Origin of the sequence: Trichococcus sp. ES5 (assembly GCF_900067165.1) — a bacterium.
GTDB classification, from domain to species: Bacteria; Bacillota; Bacilli; order Lactobacillales; family Aerococcaceae; genus Trichococcus; species Trichococcus flocculiformis.
The window spans coordinates 1-16,699 of record NZ_FJND01000011.1; the positions used below are offsets into that span (position 1 = coordinate 1).

Annotated in this window: 19 protein-coding genes and 1 rRNA gene; 1 reads left to right on the forward strand and 19 read right to left on the reverse strand. The window is 46.7% G+C overall.

What is annotated here, in order from left to right; genetic code table 11:
* From TES5_RS09255 to TES5_RS09300, 10 genes are all read right to left on the reverse strand, one after another.
* Positions 1 to 191, reverse strand: a 16S ribosomal RNA gene (locus TES5_RS09255); the annotation flags it as partial.
* A 531-nt stretch (positions 192 to 722) separates the two neighbouring features.
* Entirely contained in the window at positions 723 to 1,040 is a 318-nt protein-coding gene (locus TES5_RS09260) for a PTS lactose/cellobiose transporter subunit IIA (protein ID WP_068561593.1), read from the reverse strand.
* A 28-nt stretch (positions 1,041 to 1,068) separates the two neighbouring features.
* Positions 1,069 to 1,389: a PTS sugar transporter subunit IIB gene (locus TES5_RS09265; RefSeq protein WP_068561594.1), complete on the reverse strand. Its 321-nt coding sequence runs from the start codon at positions 1,387 to 1,389 to the stop codon at positions 1,069 to 1,071.
* A 138-nt stretch (positions 1,390 to 1,527) separates the two neighbouring features.
* A complete protein-coding gene (locus TES5_RS09270) occupies positions 1,528 to 2,964 on the reverse strand; it encodes a glycoside hydrolase family 1 protein (protein WP_068561595.1) in 1,437 nt (478 codons plus the stop codon).
* 102 nt (positions 2,965 to 3,066) lie between these two features.
* On the reverse strand, positions 3,067 to 3,384 hold the full coding sequence (locus TES5_RS09275) for a PTS lactose/cellobiose transporter subunit IIA (RefSeq protein ID WP_068561596.1): 318 nt from the start codon (positions 3,382 to 3,384) through the stop codon (positions 3,067 to 3,069).
* 24 nt (positions 3,385 to 3,408) lie between these two features.
* Entirely contained in the window at positions 3,409 to 3,729 is a 321-nt protein-coding gene (locus TES5_RS09280; RefSeq protein ID WP_068561597.1) for a PTS sugar transporter subunit IIB, read from the reverse strand.
* A gap of 66 nt (positions 3,730 to 3,795) precedes the next feature.
* Complete coding sequence (locus tag TES5_RS09285) at positions 3,796 to 5,106, reverse strand: PTS sugar transporter subunit IIC (protein WP_068561598.1); 1,311 nt, start codon at positions 5,104 to 5,106, stop codon at positions 3,796 to 3,798.
* A gap of 196 nt (positions 5,107 to 5,302) precedes the next feature.
* Positions 5,303 to 6,703 carry a glycoside hydrolase family 1 protein gene (locus TES5_RS09290; RefSeq protein ID WP_068561599.1) on the reverse strand — a complete coding sequence of 467 codons (1,401 nt, stop codon included), beginning with the start codon at positions 6,701 to 6,703 and terminating at the stop codon, positions 5,303 to 5,305.
* Positions 6,704 to 6,957: 254 nt separating this feature from the next.
* Complete coding sequence (locus TES5_RS09295) at positions 6,958 to 7,713, reverse strand: MurR/RpiR family transcriptional regulator (RefSeq protein WP_068561600.1); 756 nt, start codon at positions 7,711 to 7,713, stop codon at positions 6,958 to 6,960.
* A 176-nt stretch (positions 7,714 to 7,889) separates the two neighbouring features.
* Entirely contained in the window at positions 7,890 to 8,927 is a 1,038-nt protein-coding gene (locus tag TES5_RS09300) for a DUF7309 domain-containing protein (RefSeq protein ID WP_068561601.1), read from the reverse strand.
* Positions 8,928 to 9,127: 200 nt separating this feature from the next.
* Here TES5_RS09300 and TES5_RS09305 point away from each other — a divergent pair, with 200 nt between their 5' ends.
* Entirely contained in the window at positions 9,128 to 9,889 is a 762-nt protein-coding gene (locus TES5_RS09305) for a GNAT family N-acetyltransferase (RefSeq protein ID WP_068561602.1), read from the forward strand.
* 181 nt (positions 9,890 to 10,070) lie between these two features.
* Here TES5_RS09305 and TES5_RS09310 read toward each other — a convergent pair whose 3' ends face one another.
* The 9 genes from TES5_RS09310 to hisG all read right to left on the reverse strand — a co-directional run bounded on the left by TES5_RS09310 (position 10,071) and on the right by hisG (position 16,696).
* A complete protein-coding gene (locus tag TES5_RS09310; RefSeq protein ID WP_232309344.1) occupies positions 10,071 to 10,355 on the reverse strand; it encodes a DUF503 domain-containing protein in 285 nt (94 codons plus the stop codon).
* 244 nt (positions 10,356 to 10,599) lie between these two features.
* The gene (gene hisIE, locus TES5_RS09315; protein ID WP_068561604.1) at positions 10,600 to 11,241 is read right to left on the reverse strand and encodes a bifunctional phosphoribosyl-AMP cyclohydrolase/phosphoribosyl-ATP diphosphatase HisIE; all 642 of its coding nucleotides are present in this window, start codon (positions 11,239 to 11,241) and stop codon (positions 10,600 to 10,602) included.
* Positions 11,234 to 11,998 carry an imidazole glycerol phosphate synthase subunit HisF gene (gene hisF / locus TES5_RS09320; protein WP_068561605.1) on the reverse strand — a complete coding sequence of 255 codons (765 nt, stop codon included), beginning with the start codon at positions 11,996 to 11,998 and terminating at the stop codon, positions 11,234 to 11,236. The genes hisIE and hisF overlap by 8 nt, the downstream gene beginning before the upstream one ends.
* Positions 11,995 to 12,699: a 1-(5-phosphoribosyl)-5-((5-phosphoribosylamino)methylideneamino)imidazole-4-carboxamide isomerase gene (gene hisA / locus TES5_RS09325; RefSeq protein ID WP_068561606.1), complete on the reverse strand. Its 705-nt coding sequence runs from the start codon at positions 12,697 to 12,699 to the stop codon at positions 11,995 to 11,997. The genes hisF and hisA overlap by 4 nt, the downstream gene beginning before the upstream one ends.
* Positions 12,700 to 13,275, reverse strand: coding sequence for an imidazole glycerol phosphate synthase subunit HisH (gene hisH, locus TES5_RS09330; RefSeq protein ID WP_068561607.1), 576 nt, complete (start codon positions 13,273 to 13,275; stop codon positions 12,700 to 12,702). It abuts the gene before it with no gap.
* Positions 13,272 to 13,850, reverse strand: a complete 579-nt coding sequence (hisB, locus tag TES5_RS09335; protein WP_232309345.1) for an imidazoleglycerol-phosphate dehydratase HisB — start codon at positions 13,848 to 13,850, stop codon at positions 13,272 to 13,274. Before hisB ends, hisH begins: the two co-directional genes overlap by 4 nt.
* Positions 13,847 to 14,845 (reverse strand): pyridoxal phosphate-dependent aminotransferase, encoded by a 999-nt coding sequence (locus TES5_RS09340; protein ID WP_068561609.1) that lies wholly within the window; start codon positions 14,843 to 14,845, stop codon positions 13,847 to 13,849. The genes hisB and TES5_RS09340 overlap by 4 nt, the downstream gene beginning before the upstream one ends.
* The gene (gene hisD, locus TES5_RS09345; RefSeq protein WP_068561610.1) at positions 14,842 to 16,095 is read right to left on the reverse strand and encodes a histidinol dehydrogenase; all 1,254 of its coding nucleotides are present in this window, start codon (positions 16,093 to 16,095) and stop codon (positions 14,842 to 14,844) included. The genes TES5_RS09340 and hisD overlap by 4 nt, the downstream gene beginning before the upstream one ends.
* Entirely contained in the window at positions 16,079 to 16,696 is a 618-nt protein-coding gene (gene hisG / locus TES5_RS09350) for an ATP phosphoribosyltransferase (protein ID WP_068561611.1), read from the reverse strand. Before hisG ends, hisD begins: the two co-directional genes overlap by 17 nt.
* Positions 16,697 to 16,699: the final 3 nt, after the last annotated feature.

A 16,699-nucleotide genomic window follows, 5' to 3' on the forward strand; every position in this document is an offset into this window, starting at 1 on the left:
AAAACTATGCGGTATTAGCACCCGTTTCCGGATGTTATCCCCCTCTTATGGGCAGGTTACCCACGTGTTACTCACCCGTTCGCCACTATCTTCTCAGTGGAAGCAAGCTTCCATAGAAAAGACCGTTCGACTTGCATGTATTAGGCACGCCGCCAGCGTTCGTCCTGAGCCAGGATCAAACTCTCATGTAATGTGGGCTCTTGTACAGAAACCCTCATGAAAAGCTGAATAGCTCTTAATTTCTTGCTGACTTTATGTTTGCGATACGATGTATCGCCTTCGTTTGCTTCGACCGAAGTCTAAGCTCCCTGCACATTTGGTTCGTTCATTCTTTGTTCAGTTTTCAAAGGTCAATCGCGCATCACGTATTACGTGATTGCTTACTCATGTTATCACGGCCTCGTTTATCCGTCAAGCATTTTTTGAAATATTTTTCAAAAAAATTTATTGAAGGTCGCTCGAAGCAGCAACTTTTATATCTTATCACCATCACAATTGCATGTCAACAATTATTTTCAATTGTTTTATTTGCTCTCGTGGACAACTTCTAAATACTACCACCCGACACCTCTCATTGTCAACATTTTTTAGAAGATAAAAATCCAATGCCTCGAATAAATGACACTATTTATGAGTTCCTTCATTATATGCACTCTCCCAAAAAAGAATAATAAAAAAGCGGATATCCGGTTTTCGCCGGATATCCGCATGCATCTATTTTATTATTTACTGATTTTCTCATAGATTTCGACGATTTCTTTCGCCAAGTCTTTGAATGCGATCGACGTCATCAAATGATCTTGTCCATGGACCATCAATAACGACAGTTCCACTGCATCTCCAGATGCTTCTTGTGTCAACAGACCGGTCTGCGCATGATGGGCTTCCACCAATGCTTTTTCCGATTCGCCGATTTTTTCGTTCGCTAATGCAAAGTCTCCTGCTTTTGCCGCTTCGATCGCTTCAATCGCATTTCCTTTTGCATCGCCTCCATGCATGATCAACTGCATGATGACATCCAGGTTCTTTGGTTCTGCCATGTTATAGACTCCTTCAGTGTTGTTTTGTTTATTCACCCATTAACGTTAGAGCTGTTTTCAATACTTTTTCGCCATTCATCATGCCGTAGTCCTGCATGTTGATGACATCCATTTTTGTGTCCGTTCCGGCAACTTTATCTTCGAATTGTTTTTTCATGTATTTAACTTGCGGTCCCAACATCAGGACATCGATTTTTTTCTTGGCCAAATGTGCGTCTGCTTCTGAAGCGGATACTGCGAAAATTTCAGCATCCAATCCTTGCGCTGCCGCCGCTTTTTGCATTTTTGATACAAGTAAGCTGGTGCTCATTCCAGCTGCACATACTAACATGATTGTTTTGTCTGCCATATTCATTCTCTCCATCCATAAAATAATTTGCTATGCGATTATTATAACACACATGATAGCGTTTGTCGAAAACACTTTCATAAACTTTCAAACGTTTTCACCACACCGCTTTCTTTCGGGTTTCGTGGAGAGAGGACACTACTTCAGATTCTTGCCGTTTTGTTCTATGACCTCTTTGTACCAGTAATAACTGGCCTTTTTGTATCGTTTCAACTCTTTCGGACTTTCTTCATCTCGGTCCACATAAACAAACCCATAACGCTTTTGATACCCGTTCAGCCAACTTAAAAGGTCGGTATAACTCCAAGTGCAATATCCGAGCACTTTCACGCCATCTGTGATGGCTTCCTGGACTGCTTTGGCATGGTCGTTCAGATAATCGATCCGGTACTGGTCATGAATCTGTCCCTCTTCAAGCTTGTCGTATTCACCCAGTCCGTTTTCGGTTATCAGTATCGGCAGTCCGTATCGACTGTTTATCCGACGTAAGGCGATGCGAAGGCCCAGCGGATCGATATCCCAATCCCAATTGGTCTTTTCAACGAATGGATTCAGTACTTCTTTGAAAACGCCTGGAATTCCGCCTCTTTCGGTACTCCCCTTTTCGCCGGAATAATTCGGTGTGCCGATGCCGACGCCATCCAATGGATTCGCGGCAACCGTTGATGTCTGATAGTAATTCACGCCCATGAAATCAGGTTTCCCTGCTTTCAGTATCTTGAAATCTTCCGGTCGGGTCTCAGGCTGCAGATCGTTTTCTTCCAACCAATTCCAGATGACGGTAGGGTATTCTCCTTTTGCATAGACGTCCATCCAAAAATAGGCGTTCATTTCGTCGAAGTTCTCCGCTGCCAGAATGTTTTCTGGGCGTGCGTCAATAGGATAGCCTGGTGAGTAAGCGAAACTCGGCCCGATTTGCCCATCCATACCAAGCGACCGATATTTGTTGATGGCTGCCGCATTCGCTACGTTCGCATGATGATTGGCTTGGTACATCCGTTTCGGATCCTTGACTGCCGGGGGATGGGTCGCCATCATGTAGCCATGGGAAATGAAAATATTTTGTTCGTTCAGGGATACCCAATATTTTACCCGATCGCCGTATCTGCGGAACACGGTTTCTGCATAGGTGGTAAAGTCTTCGATGATCTGGCGCGATTCCCAGCCTAGATACTCATCCTGCAGATATTGTGGGATATCCCAATGATACAAAGTGACAACCGGTTCGATTTGATTCGCCAGCAACTCATCAATTAGATCATCATAGAACTGCAGACCTTTTTCGTTCGTTTCATTCATGTTGTGAGGGAAGATACGGCTCCAAGCAATCGAAAAACGATAAGCCTTCAGCCCCTGTTCAGCCATCAATGCAACATCTTCTTTGAAACGATGGTAGTGATCAACTGCTACATCCCCGTTCGTTCCTTTAAATGTCTTGCCGGGAATCCTGACAAAGGTGTCCCAGACAGATGCACCTTTTCCATCTTCATCCCAAGCTCCCTCGACTTGATAGGCGGCCGAGGCAGAACCCCATAGGAAATCTTCCGGAAAATCTTTCATTTTCTTGTGCTGCATAGTATAACCCACTTTCGGTTTAGTTTTTTTATGTTCAAAATGCAAAATGGACCATCAATCCTATGAGAGGTTCATGGTCCATCTATGTTTGGTGTCTAGTGATTATTTTGCGATTTTCTCATAGATTTCGACGATTTCTTTCGCCAAGTCTTTGAATGCGATGGACGTCATCAAATGATCTTGTCCATGGACCATCAATAACGACAGTTCCACTGCATCTCCAGATGCTTCTTGTGTCAACAGACCGGTCTGCGCATGATGGGCTTCCACCAATGCTTTTTCCGATTCGCCGATTTTTTCGTTCGCTAATGCAAAATCTCCTGCTTTTGCCGCTTCGATCGCTTCAATCGCATTTCCTTTTGCATCGCCCCCATGCATGATCAACTGCATGATGACATCCAGGTTTTTTGGTTCTGCCATGTTATAAACTCCTTAGTCTTTATATTATAGTCCCATCAAAGTGAGGGCTGTTTTCAATACTTTTTCGCCGTTCATCATGCCGTAGTCCTGCATGTTGATAACATCCATTTTGGTGTCCGTTCCGGCAACTTTATCTTCGAATTGTTTCTTCATGTATTTGACTTGAGGTCCCAACATCAGAACGTCGATTTTTTTCTTAGCCAAATGTGCGTCTGCTTCTGAAGCGGATACTGCGAAAATATCAGCGTCCAATCCTTGTGCCACCGCCGCTTTTTGCATTTTTGATACTAGTAAGCTGGTGCTCATTCCAGCTGCACATACTAACATGATTGTTTTGTCTGCCATAAGATTTCCCCATCCTTATATCTAATTTGAGCCCCTATGAAAGGGGCTCATTTTGAGGCTATTTGATTATGCTACTACGTTTCCTGAAGCATCAGCTTCAAGTTCACCGATTTCAATACTATATGCTTTGTTGTCTTCGATTTTGAAGAATGGGTAGAAGATTGCAGCACTGATGACTGTTTCGATGATTTGCCATACAGCACCTCTCCACCCGCTGATCAAGAAACCAGAGAATACTGGAGGAGTTGTCCAAGGAATGTTTACCCCGTTTGCAAGAGGAACCAGACCGATGCTCATCACGATGTAAGTAAGGATAGCCAAGATTACTGGAGTCAAGATGAATGGGATCATCAAGATTGGGTTCAATACGATTGGCATACCGAAGATCAAAGGCTCATTGATGTTGAACAATCCAGGTCCAATCGCTAATCTTCCGAGTGTTTTGAATTGAGTCGATCTAGCTACGAACAAGCAAAGCAATGCCAAACCTAATGTTGAACCGGCACCACCGATTTTAATGAAGTTTGCATAGAATTGGTAGTTGACGATGTTCGGCAATTCAGCACCTGCAGCGTAAGCATCTGCATTTTCTGCAGTCAGAGTCAACCAGATTGGTTGCATTACAGCACCCAAGATGTTTGGACCGTGAAGACCGAATGAGAACAAAAGTGTTTCCAAAATCAGTACCAAGACAGTTGCAGGCAATGTTGCGCCTAAGCTAGTCAGTGGTGCTTGGATGATTTCGAAGATGAATGATTGAGCTGTTTCGTAAGGTGTCAAAGCGAATACCATACGCAAGATGTTGAAGATCAGAATAACGAATAATCCAGGGATTAAAGCATCAAATGATTTTGCAACGTTTGATGGTACTGAATCAGGCATGCTTAATTTCCAGCCGCGAGCCAATACCCAACGGATGATTTCAACTGCGAATACAGCACTCATCATACCAAGGAACAATCCGCTTGCGCTCAAGTTATCCATTGGGATTCCTGATGCATCGTCTGCGCTCAATAGTGTTGGAGTCAAGATAAGGAATCCTACGATACCGTAGATGATTCCTGCCAGATCATCCAAGCCATAGTGTTTTGACAAATCTTGGGAAATCCCGATCATAACGAATAATGTCATGATGTTCATTGTCATGTTATAAGGAACCATGAAGAATTCTGTCCAGTTGGCACCGAAGATACCTGCCATGAAGTCGGCGTAACCAGGAATCGGCAAGTTAGCGAACAACAGGAAAATCGATCCGATGATCAGTAGGGACATTGCTCCGAAGAACCCACTCTTGATTGCTGAAAGGTAACGGTTTTCGTTTAATTTATAAGCAATTGGTCCTAATTTTTCTTGTAATGTATCTAAGAATTTATCCATAATAAAATCCTCCTCTGTTAGGAACACTTGTGAAGACAGCGTGCCGTCTCCGAAAACAGTAAAATAAATTGATATGATTGCTTGTCCGGATTCTGCCAGTCAGTCTCAGAACAATGGGCCTTCGTCTTTCGCCTTCATTTGCCGCTGTTCTTTATCAACAACGGTTGGAGCGAAAAACTTTCCTTGCTTTCTACATCTAACCTTCCAGTTTCTCCCCGTTTGACGCGATCACTCCTTTGTACCAATAGAAACTATCTTTCCGGTATCTCTTCAGATCTTTCAGATCGAAGTCTTCCCGGTTGACGTAAACAAAGCCATAACGCTTGCGGAACCCTTGGTGGGTGCTGATAAGGTCGATTGCACTCCAGGTGCAGTAGCCGAACACATCTGCTCCATCCGTAACAGCCAGGTTCATCTGTTCGATATGGTTGCGGAGATAGTCGATCCGATAATGATCATGGACCTTCCCATCTTCCAGCTTATCAATACCGCCTAAACCGTTTTCAGTAACGATCAGGGGTTTGCGATAACGAGAGTAAATTTGGTTAATCGTCGTGCGGAATCCAGTAGGGTCGATCTGCCAACCGAATTCTGTATAAGGAAGATGCTCATTGTCGGATCCTGCAAAGAATCCTTCTTGGCTATCTGATAACTGCTGATCTTTTTTGCCTGTTGCGCGTTCCGTTCCGGCCGGATAGGCTTGAACAGTCGAGCTGTTGTAGTAATTGAAGGCGATGAAGTCGCATTCCGCGGATTTCAGTATCTCCAAGTCACCCGGCTCCATATCAGGCAATGCCTCATTTTCTTCCAGGTAAGCCCACACTTGGTGATTGTATACACCATACACGGCGATATCAAGATAAAGCCAGTTACGGATTGCGGTATACAGATCGGCTGCTTGGACGTCCGCCGGGTTGTTCGATTTCGGATAGACCGCCGAAATGTTCGGTGCCGGTCCGATTTTCACATCCGGTAATTTTTCGTGACAATTGTTCATCACCATCGCCTGTGCAACAAGCATGTGGTGGTTTTGTTGGTACAAGGATTTCAGAGTGCTTTCACCTGTACCGACTGCAGCGCCGTGCAGGATCATCATGTTCTGTTCATTGATCGTCAGCCATAATTTGACGCGGTCTCCTAAGTTATCGAAGAGGACATCGCAGTAGCGGACAAAAGCATCGATTGTGGCGCGGTTTTCCCAGCCACCTTTTTCAGCAAGTCCTTGCGGCAAGTCAAAGTGGTAGACCGTCACTAGAGGCTCGATACCGTATTTCAGACATTCATCAACCAAATCGCTGTAGAACTGAAGGCCTTTCGGATTGACTTCTCCATCCCCGTCAGGAATGACCCGTGACCATGAAATCGAGAAACGATAGGTTTTGAAGCCCATCTCTGCCAAAAAAGCAATATCTTCCTGCATGTGGTGGTAATGGTCAGTGGCTACCTTAAAATCGGAAGTATCGGGAACGATTTCCTTCACATCCTGAACCGATGGGCCTTTACCATCTTCGTCCCAAGCGCCTTCAACTTGATAGGCACTAGTTGCGGATCCCCATAAAAAACCTTCTTTAAACGGCTTCAATTTCTTATGATACATGCTCTCATCCCTTCCAATCGCTTTACATTGGGCAAGCCCACATATTTTAAGCGGTTACATCCACTTGGAAAACAAATGCTCTTTCCTTAAAAAGAGCGGTTTTACAGTTGCGGATGCGCTTTCTGTTTTTCAATATAAGCTTATTATAGGGTTTGTGAACGAAATGTAAACAGTTTCATCTCGTAAAGGAACAATGACCAGCTTTTGGAATGTTGTTTCATAAAAGAAACGATTTGTTTCAAACGAAAAATCTGCTAAAGCTTGTTGTTAAGCATTTGTTGCATGTAATTATAATTGCGTCTTGCCAGTGTTTCAATCAAAAAAACGGCCGGTAACTGCGAAGTCACGTTTACTTCTTCGTCGACGTATTCAGGTGTCAAATGATAGGCCAGGTTTATATCTGACTGCCTAGCCAAAGAATTGGTAGAGGAATTCGTGATGCTTATGATTTTGCTTCCTAAACTCTTCAGATCTCCAGTTTTCCTTAACATGATTTCTGTTTCTCCAGAGACGGAGCAAATGATTGCCACTGTATTTGTATATTGCCTGCTGATCAAATGAAATGGATAATATGGATCTTGGATATGGAAAGTACTTTGACCTAGATTCGAAAATTGCCGGGATGCGTATGCAGCGATCAGGCCAGAAGTTCCTATGCCAAAAAAGAGGGCAACGTCGGAATTGGCTATCATTTTGACTGCATCCTGTATTTTTTCTTCGTATTCCGATTGCATGGAACGGCTGAAAAACTCCTCAACGATCTCCGAGGTATCGAATACCTTCTTATTGTGTTTGCGGTTGTCCATTTCCTTCAGATGCAATTTGCACTCCCAGATATTTTCAAACCCTAGCTTGCTGATGGTCCGCGTAACCGTTGCCGGCGACACATGAGTCTCGGAAGCTATCTCGCGAACGCTCATACGGATCACTTTTTGGGTACGCTGCACGATGTACTCGTATACCTTTAATTCTGTATTCGTCAGTAATTTCACATTTTCTTGATTAAACACGTAAAAACCCCTTTATCCGGAACAAAATAAGCTCTGAGGCGTGCATGAGTTCGTTTTCTTTTCTTATTAACAATTTTACCATTTATTTTGAAGAAAACAAAAAACAAAACAATTTTACGCAACTCAAAAATTGTTTTGTTTCTTGTGCTGTTATTTTCAGAAAAATAAACTATTTCTCAGAAGATATCTTCCGATAAGCTTTTTCGGAAAGCCTCGATTTTCCGTAATCTGCTCTTTTCAGCGTGTGCGATGTCCAACTCATCCAGCAAGGGAACCAACATCTCGTAAGTTTCCAACACGCTATCCCCGCGCATTTCGATTTTTGCGGGAAAAACTTTCGCCTCAAACAGATATTTGTACAATTCGAATTGGATATCGCGCGATTTATCGGACGCCAGGACAGTCGCCAGCAGTACTTCTCCCGATTTTTTATCCGCGATGGCCATCATCTTCACAAAGCGCGGCCGTTCCCCTTCTTTGAAGGTGATTGGTTGCGGCAAATAAAATAAGTCTATTTCGAAGGTATTTCTTAAGAAGGTTTTCTTCTCCATCATCAAACGACGGATTTCAAACTGAGAAAGCATCAGATCATATGGACCTTTCGTCAATTCACCGCCGGTCAAGAACGCCAGAATATGCTCTTCTTTCAATTTCCAGACACTGTCTTTTGTACCTGCTTGGTAATAGTAGCGCGTCGGAACGTCATCTGCCGCAAAGGACTTGTCAAAGTCCAGTTTGCTGTAGATAGGGAACATTTCTAAAAAGCTCTCCAGCACGCGTTCGAAAAGAGTGATGTCCTCTTCGGTAGCCGACCACGGAACAAGTCCTGGCGTGAAATCCAGCAGCTCCGGCCAAGCTTTTTTTCCGCGGAATTTGACATCCGTTGTGCGGATACGGTTATAATCGATTTCTTCCAGTTTGTTTCGGTCGACGAATTCCAGTCTGATGTTTTTCAACTTCTCAGTGTATTCCCCGTTGCCATCAACTTCCGCGAACTCCGACTCCAGCAAATCCAAATAGAGGATGTATTCCGAAACATCCCGGAAGACGCTCAATCCGATGCTGTCCTCGTCCAACCCGTCCAAAGCAAAGAATACAGGCTCCTTGCGGTCGGAATATTTGATCCCGACCACGTCTGTGTCTTTCATTATTTCCCAAGGCTTCAGTTTATGGAAAGCCTTTATGTTTTCGTACAATTTTTGATAATCTCTCATTTATATCTCCTATCTATTTACAAAACATAAGCCTATGAACCTTTATAAAAATGAAATTCGCAGAAGATGCTGCTTTTTAGTCAGTTATCCCTAGCGCTTTCCACCGCATATGTTGTTTCGGCTTATTGTAACAAATTCCTTTCCTATGCTATCATATCTTGAAGCGTGCATCAATTTTTCTTTTTTTAAGGAGTCCAAAAATGACCTTTTCTTTCAAGGATATCGAACATAGCAAGTCAGTAGTCAAAGAAACCTCTCTGTACACTCACTATCACAATGAAACGGCCCTTTTTATGTATATCGAAAATTACGTGATTTTCCATCGCGTGCCAACCTTCGCTGAATTCATCGAGGCGGAAGCCTATTTGAAATCAGAGCATCAAAAAGATAACCAGGATTTCATAAAATTCATTTGGCCCGAAGATTGCGAAATTCCGCAGCCGATCATTTCCTATCTGGGTTCGAACGACTTCAGCCTCGATGTATTGGAACTGTACGCGGCCCTTCCCGGAACCTTTGTGTCGACACGGATTGATGAAGCACCTTCCGATGTCAAAGTGGAATGGGTGAACGCCGACAACCGCAGCGCCTATCTGGCTTTGTCCGCACGGGCAGACAAGGAAGTCAGCGAGGAATTCGCAAAACAGAAGCAGCCCTACACCCAAGCTAAATTCGACAATCCAGCTTTCCGTCCCATCGTGGCCCTGCGCTCCGATGAAGCGGTCGGTTCCATCGACCTTTATCTGAAAGAGGAAAGTATTGAAATCGATAACTTTCACGTTGCTGTAGATTCCCGGGGTAAAAGGATTGGAACGGCTCTGCAGCAATTCGTGATGGATCATGCCGACGGGAAGACCGTCCTTTTAGTGGCTGATGCAGCGGATACGGCGCGCGAGATGTACAATCGTCAAAATTACACATATATTTCTTTCCGCTACGAGCTCCTTAAAGTCTTCAAATAACGGATCAACGGGCTGTCTCATACGTAGACGGCCTATTCTGCAGGCAGCAGCCATAACTAGAGCGAAAGTTGTCCGGTAATCCGATTGAATCGGACAACCAGAGTGCTAATAGCAACAAAAAGGGCTTTATCAGATCCAGAGAGTGCTACGCTGGTTCTGATAAAGCCCCTATTTACTTTTCTCATTCGATTTCGTTGATTTGGTAGATTTCCACAGGATAGTTCGATTCGATTTCCTCAATGATTTTATCCACGATTTTTTGGCAGAGGACCCGCGAACTGTTGACAACCGCCAACCCGATGACGGCCTGGTTCAGCATATCTTGTGCCGATACTTCCGCAATGCTGACATTGTACCGTTGATGCATCTTGGCAAGGATGCTTTTCACAACGCTGCGCTTATCCTTCAGAGAATTGGAATCAAAAAGCCGCATAGACAGTTCAACAGCCAACACATTCATCGTCATCGCCCCATTTATGTTTGATATAGAAATATTATCTCTTCAAGACAAAAAATAACCGAAACGGCCCCTTCTGTCAAGGGATAGCTCCGGTGATCGGATAAAACAAGGGCGGGATTCATCGTATCCTAGTAGTTGAACTCTGAATTGCAGGGGATTCCGCCTAAGCTGACATTACGTCACGGCCAAAAAGCGGCCGTTCTCGTAATGTCCTCTTAGTGCTCATCCCCTACCCGCAATTCATCGTATCCTAGTAATTATCTACATCTTTTCTTTCGCCTTTGAAGTTGTTTTTCTTTTGGTGGCGTTCGATGAGGACTTTGGTCACATCGGCTACGTCGACGCCTTGGTCGTACAGGAGTACGCCGAGGTGATATAGCAGGTCTGCCGTTTCGTTGGCGACTTCTTCTTTGTCGTGGTTTTTCGCGCCGATGACGACTTCGAAGGCTTCTTCGCCGAATTTCTTGGCGATTTTATCTGTGCCTTTGTCCAGCAGATAGTTTGTATAGGACTTTTCATCGTGTCCGACAGCGCGTTGGCGGATGGTCTCTTCCAGATCATCCAGACCAAAAGCAACCGGGACATCGAAACAACTCTCCGTATTGCGGTGGCAAGTCGGTCCGGCCGGGTCGACCATAATCAGCAATGCATCCTGATCGCAGTCCAGGTACATATCCTTCACGAACTGGTAATGTTCGCTGGATTCGCCCTTTTTCCAGAGTCTGTCCTTGCTTCGGGAAAAGAACCAGACAACCTCGTCCCGTTTCGTCAATTCGAAGGCCTCTTCATTCATGAAGCCGACCATCAAAACATTTTTGTTCGTAAAGTGCTGAAGAACGACAGTCAATAACCCTTTCGTAAAGTCAGGCACTAGTGCATCGTATTTAGACATTGCGCATATCCACTCCATTCTCCGTGCAGCATTCTTTCACTTCGGCGATCGACACTTCTTCATCATGGAAGATGGAAGCTGCCAATCCGGCCGATACATCCGTTTCCTTGAATAAGTCGGCGAAATGCTGGGCATTGCCGCCACCTCCGGAAGCGATGACCGGGATCGAGACCAAAGCTTGGATTTTATTCAGTAAACGGTGATCGAAGCCTTGCTTCATGCCGTCATAATCCATACTGGTGACCAGCAATTCGCCGGCTCCTAGTGCTTCCACTTGCTGCATCCAGTCCAACGTTTTGATGTCGGTCCGTTTTTTGCCGCCGTGGGTATAGCAATACCATTCCTCTTTGTCGGCTTCCCATTTCGCATCGACAGCGATGCAGATGCATTGGCTGCCGAACTTGTCGCTGGCTTCTTTGATCAGTTGCGGATTCGCTAAAGCCGATGAGTTCAGGCTGACTTTATCCGCTCCAGCGTTCAGCAAGCGGGAAATGTCGTCCGTCGACTTGATACCGCCGCCGATCGTCATCGGGATGAACAGCTGTTGCGCCGTTTTGCGGATGACATCGATCATCAAGTTGTGCCCGGTTTCGGTTGCGGAGATGTCCAAAAAGACCAGTTCATCCGCACCCAAAGCATTGTAGCGCTTCGCCAGTTCGACCGGATCGCCGATTTCGCGCAATCCCTTGAATTGGATCCCTTTTACGACGGTGCCGTCCTTCACATCCAGGCAGGGAATGATCCGTTTCTTTATCATGCCAAGCCCTCCCAGAAAGCATCTGTATTGGCCGCTTTGCCGACGATCGCTGCCGCCACACCCAAAGCTTCCAATTTTTTGATGTCTTCGATGTTGCGGACGCCGCCGGATGCGGTGATGGGATGGGTCGAGAGCTCGACAAGCTTGCCCGTCAACTCAAAGTTCGGTCCGGCCATCTTGCCGTCTTTCGAGATATCCGTATAGATGATGCCGCCCAAGGCCATCGGATTCGTCGCTTCCACGACATCATAGATGGTCTGGCGGCCCGTTTCGGTCCAGCCGTTCACGGCGACCAGTTCGCCTTTAGCATCCAGCCCCAGGTAGATCTTGCCGGGGTATTTCGCCGTCATCTCAGCCAGCCACGGCAGATCCTGTAGCCCTTTCGTCCCGACGATCACATAGCTGGCGCCTTTTTCGAAATAGTGCTTAATGGTTTCTTCGGAACGGATGCCCCCGCCGATTTCGACAGGCAATGCACTCTGTTGCAAAAGTTGCTCGATGAACGGCGTCTCTTCCGGTTTTTGGTTCAAAGCGCCCATCAGATCCACGATATGGATGCGCTTCACTTGCTCAAATTGCGCATAAAAAGCAATGGCTTCCTGAGGCGTGCGCTGCATTTCTTCTTTCGTGCCGTAGTCTCCTTCGGTCAGACGGACACTCTTGTTGTCGATCAAGTCGATCGCCGGCCAAATCTCTATCATTTATTTCCATCCCCCTTGCAAAGCTTGGTTCAAAATTTCCAGACCGTAATCCCCGCTTTTTTCCGGGTGGAACTGGATGCCGATGACGTTATCCTTCTGGACGATCGCCACGATTTCCTGGCCATAGTCCGCCGTTGCCACAACATTTTCGTCGGTCACTACCTTGTAGGAATGGATGAAATAGACATCCTTATCCAAACCTGGATGGCTTGAATGCAGATTGTTCCAGCCCAAATGCGGAACCGGCAAGTCGCTGACGATGTATTTCACTTCGCCCGGCAAAAAGCCCAACCCATCGACATCCCCTTCTTCGCTGTGCTCAAACAGGAGTTGCATCCCGAGACAGATGCCGATGAACGGCTTTGTCTGCTCCAACTCAATCAGCAGTTCCCGCAAACCGATTGCATCGATCCGCTCGATGGCATCCTTGAAATGTCCCACACCCGGCAGGACGATGACATCCGCCTTGCGTAATTCTGCTTCTTCATGCGTCAAGATCGTTTCATAGCCCAGAAAACGGATGGCGTTCGTCAGGTTCGCGATGTTCCCCAAACCATAATCAACGATTGCTATCATTCGATCACTCCTTTTGAGGAAGGCAAGCGCTGCACGTCGGAATCGGCCATCGCGATGCGCAGGCTTTGCGCAAAAGCTTTGAAGATGGCTTCGATTTCATGGTGCGTATTGCCGCCGCGGATCAAGTCGATATGTGCCGTGTAACGGGCATTGATGACCAAACCATGGAAGAATTCTTCAACCAGTTCCACATCGAAACTGCCCACCTTTTCTTTCGAAAACGCGGCATTGAAACTCAGATAAGGGCGGCCGCTGATGTCGATGACGGAACGGGCCAAGGTTTCATCCATCGGCACATAGGCACTCCCGTAGCGATTGATGGCGCCTTTGTCCTGGCCCAATTCAGCCAACAACTGCCCCAAGACGATCCCGACATCTTCGGTTGTGTGATGATCATCCACATCCGTGTCGCCGTCCACCTGCACATCCAAAACGAAGTGGCCATGGAAAGCGAAAAGATCCAACATATGGTTCAAGAAGCCCACACCTGTGTTGATGACGGAAGGTTCCAACCCTCGTTTCAAGGTGATGGCGATTTTCGTTTCTTTGGTAACGCGCTCTTTTGATACGCTCACAGCTGTTCTCTCCATTCTCTGATGATTTCGGCTAAGGCATCCAACTGTTCATCCGTGGCGATCGAATAACGCACAGCCGTTTCGATACACGGGATGCCTGATTTTTCATAAGTCCGCGGCTGATAGCCGTGGTCGATGATCCATTGACCCAAAGCAGGCGCCAATTCACCGTAAGTGAAGACGAAATTCGTCTCGCTCGGCAGCAGGGAAAGAATATCCGCTACACCTTCATTGAAGATTTTCTTCAGTTTGGCGGAAAGCCGGCGTTGATCAGCCATGAAGGCCCGCAAACGTTCCGGATGCTCCAGTAAGTAGGCCGCTATGCTCAAAGATAAAGTATTGAGCGGATACGGATGCGCGATGGAGTTCAACAACTGCATCGTTTTTTCCGTCGAACTGGCGATGCCGATGCGCAGGCCGGCCAAGCCGTAGATTTTTGACAAGGTACGCAAAAGGATGACGTGGTCACCGACCGGACGCGCCGGTGGATTGTCCACGAAATCCATGTAAGCCTCGTCCAAAATCAGATAGCCGCCGGAGTCAGCCAGCAGATCTGCCGTTTTTTGAATGAAAGCTGCAGGGTGCAGCCCGCCCAACGGGTTGTTCGGTTGCGAAACGATGAAATAGGAAGGCTTTTCCTTCTCGATGACAGCGTACACTTGGTCATAGTCAAAGGAATAATCCGCTCGGCACGGCACTTTGATGATTTCGCGCTGGAATTGCGCGGCATACTCTTCGTACATCACGAAATCCGGCTCCAGCATCAGGATCGGCCCGTCCCCCAAAAGGATTGTGCACTTCTGGATCCACTCATCCGATCCGTTGGCAAAAGCGATCAGGGCTGGATCTTCTCCGTGGAAAGCGGCGTACGCTTCCGTCAGGCGGTCGATGGCATCGTCCGTATACTCCTGGAAGCGTGTCGATACAGCTATTTCGGCAATTTCTTCATTTGTCAGCGCCCGGATCGGACTTTCATTTTTGTTGATGCGGATCATTTCTCGCCCCCCATTCTGACAGCCAGGGAATCGTGGTGGGCTTGCAGTGACTCCTCAGTCGCAATCAGCATCCCGGCCGGGGCCATTTTTTGGAACGTTTCTTTCTTCAGGTTCAAAACAGAGTTCGGGCGCAGGAAGTCATTTACGGACAAGCCGTTCGCAAAGCGGGCATTCCCTCCGGTAGGCAGCACGTGGCTTGGTCCGGCAACATAATCCCCGATCGCTTCAGGCGAATATTCGCCGATGAAGATCGCTCCGGCTGTTTCGATGGCATCAATGTAATCTTCTGCGTCTTTTGTCTGGATCGAGACGTGCTCGCCTGCAATCAGATTCACGACTTCGATGTTCTCTTCTTTACCGCTCGTCAAAATCGGGAAGTGATTGTGCTTCAAACTCTCCTCGATGACCTCGATGCGGCTTTGTTTCGCTTTTTGGACAAGCAGTTCGGCTTCAATGGCGGCCAATTTTTCTTCGTTGTCGCAGACAAGGAAAGTGCGGGCCAATTCATCGTGCTCGGCTTGCGCCAGCAGGTCGATGGCAACCCATTCGTTGTTCGCCGTTTCATCAACGACTACAACGATTTCGGATGGTCCGGCGATCGAATCGATGCCGACATCTCCGTAGACCAATTTTTTGGCCAAGGCGACATATTGGTTCCCGGGTCCGACGATTTTGTCGACGCGCGGAATGGTTTCCGTACCGTAAGCCAAGGCAGCCACGGCTTGGGCGCCGCCCACTTGATAAACGTGGGTCACGCCGCAGATATAGCAAGCGGCCAAAGTTGCTTGGTTGATGGCGGTCTTTTGAGGTGGGGTCACGACGATCGTTTCCTTTACGCCGGCTACATTGGCCAAAACGGCAGTCATCAGAACTGTGGAAGGATAGCTCGCTTTACCGCCCGGCACATAGATACCGACTTTGTTCAGCGGATGGATCTTCTGGTAAAGTTCCCCTGCCGGAGACTGTTGCCATTTGATGCTTTCCTGGTAGACCGTGATGTTGTCGCGGGCCTCCTCCAAAGCAGCGCGCAAGACCGCATCCAAGCTGTCATAAGCTTCCTTGATGACGCTCTGCGGCACTTCCAATTCCGTGATGTCCGCCCCATCGAAACGTTTTGCGTATTCGAACAGCGCAGCGTCGCCTTTTTCCTGAACCGTCTGGATGATTTCCATGACAGCCTGCGTCTTCGAAAAGTCGATTGTATTTTTTGTTTTGTATACTTCCTTGAACGTTTTAGTTGTGTACATCATTCGTCACCTTCAATTGATTGATTATAGTCTGGATTTCATCATATTTGGAAAAATAAGCATGCTTATTCGAAATCAGGCGTGCGTTGATGTCGTCAAGTCGGACCTGCTCGCTCAAGCCATTATCATGCAGGGTTTTGCCGGATTGGACGATATCCATGATTGCATCCGCCATATCGATGGTCGCGGCCAATTCTACGGACCCATTCAGCTTGATGATCTTCACGGGTTGCTTGATGGAATCAAAATATTGTCTGGTGAAATTCACGTACTTTGTTGCAACTACTGGATAAACGTCCTTCTTCTCTTTGCTGGCGATGGCGAAATGGCAATAGCCGAATGGCAAATCCATCAGATTGTTGATGTTGCAGTTCTGCTCGATCAGAATATCGCTTCCGGTGATGCCCAGATCCGCGATCCCTTCCTCCACATATACAGGGACATCTTCCCCTTTAACCAAAATGAAGCGGGTATCCTTTGTCTGAATGACCAATTCCCGAGAAACGGACTTCAATGCTGTCGACCATTCCGTCAGGTTGATTTCATCCAAATATTGGATGAAATCCTTAAGCTGTCTGCCTTTTGATAGCGCGATAGTAATCATTTT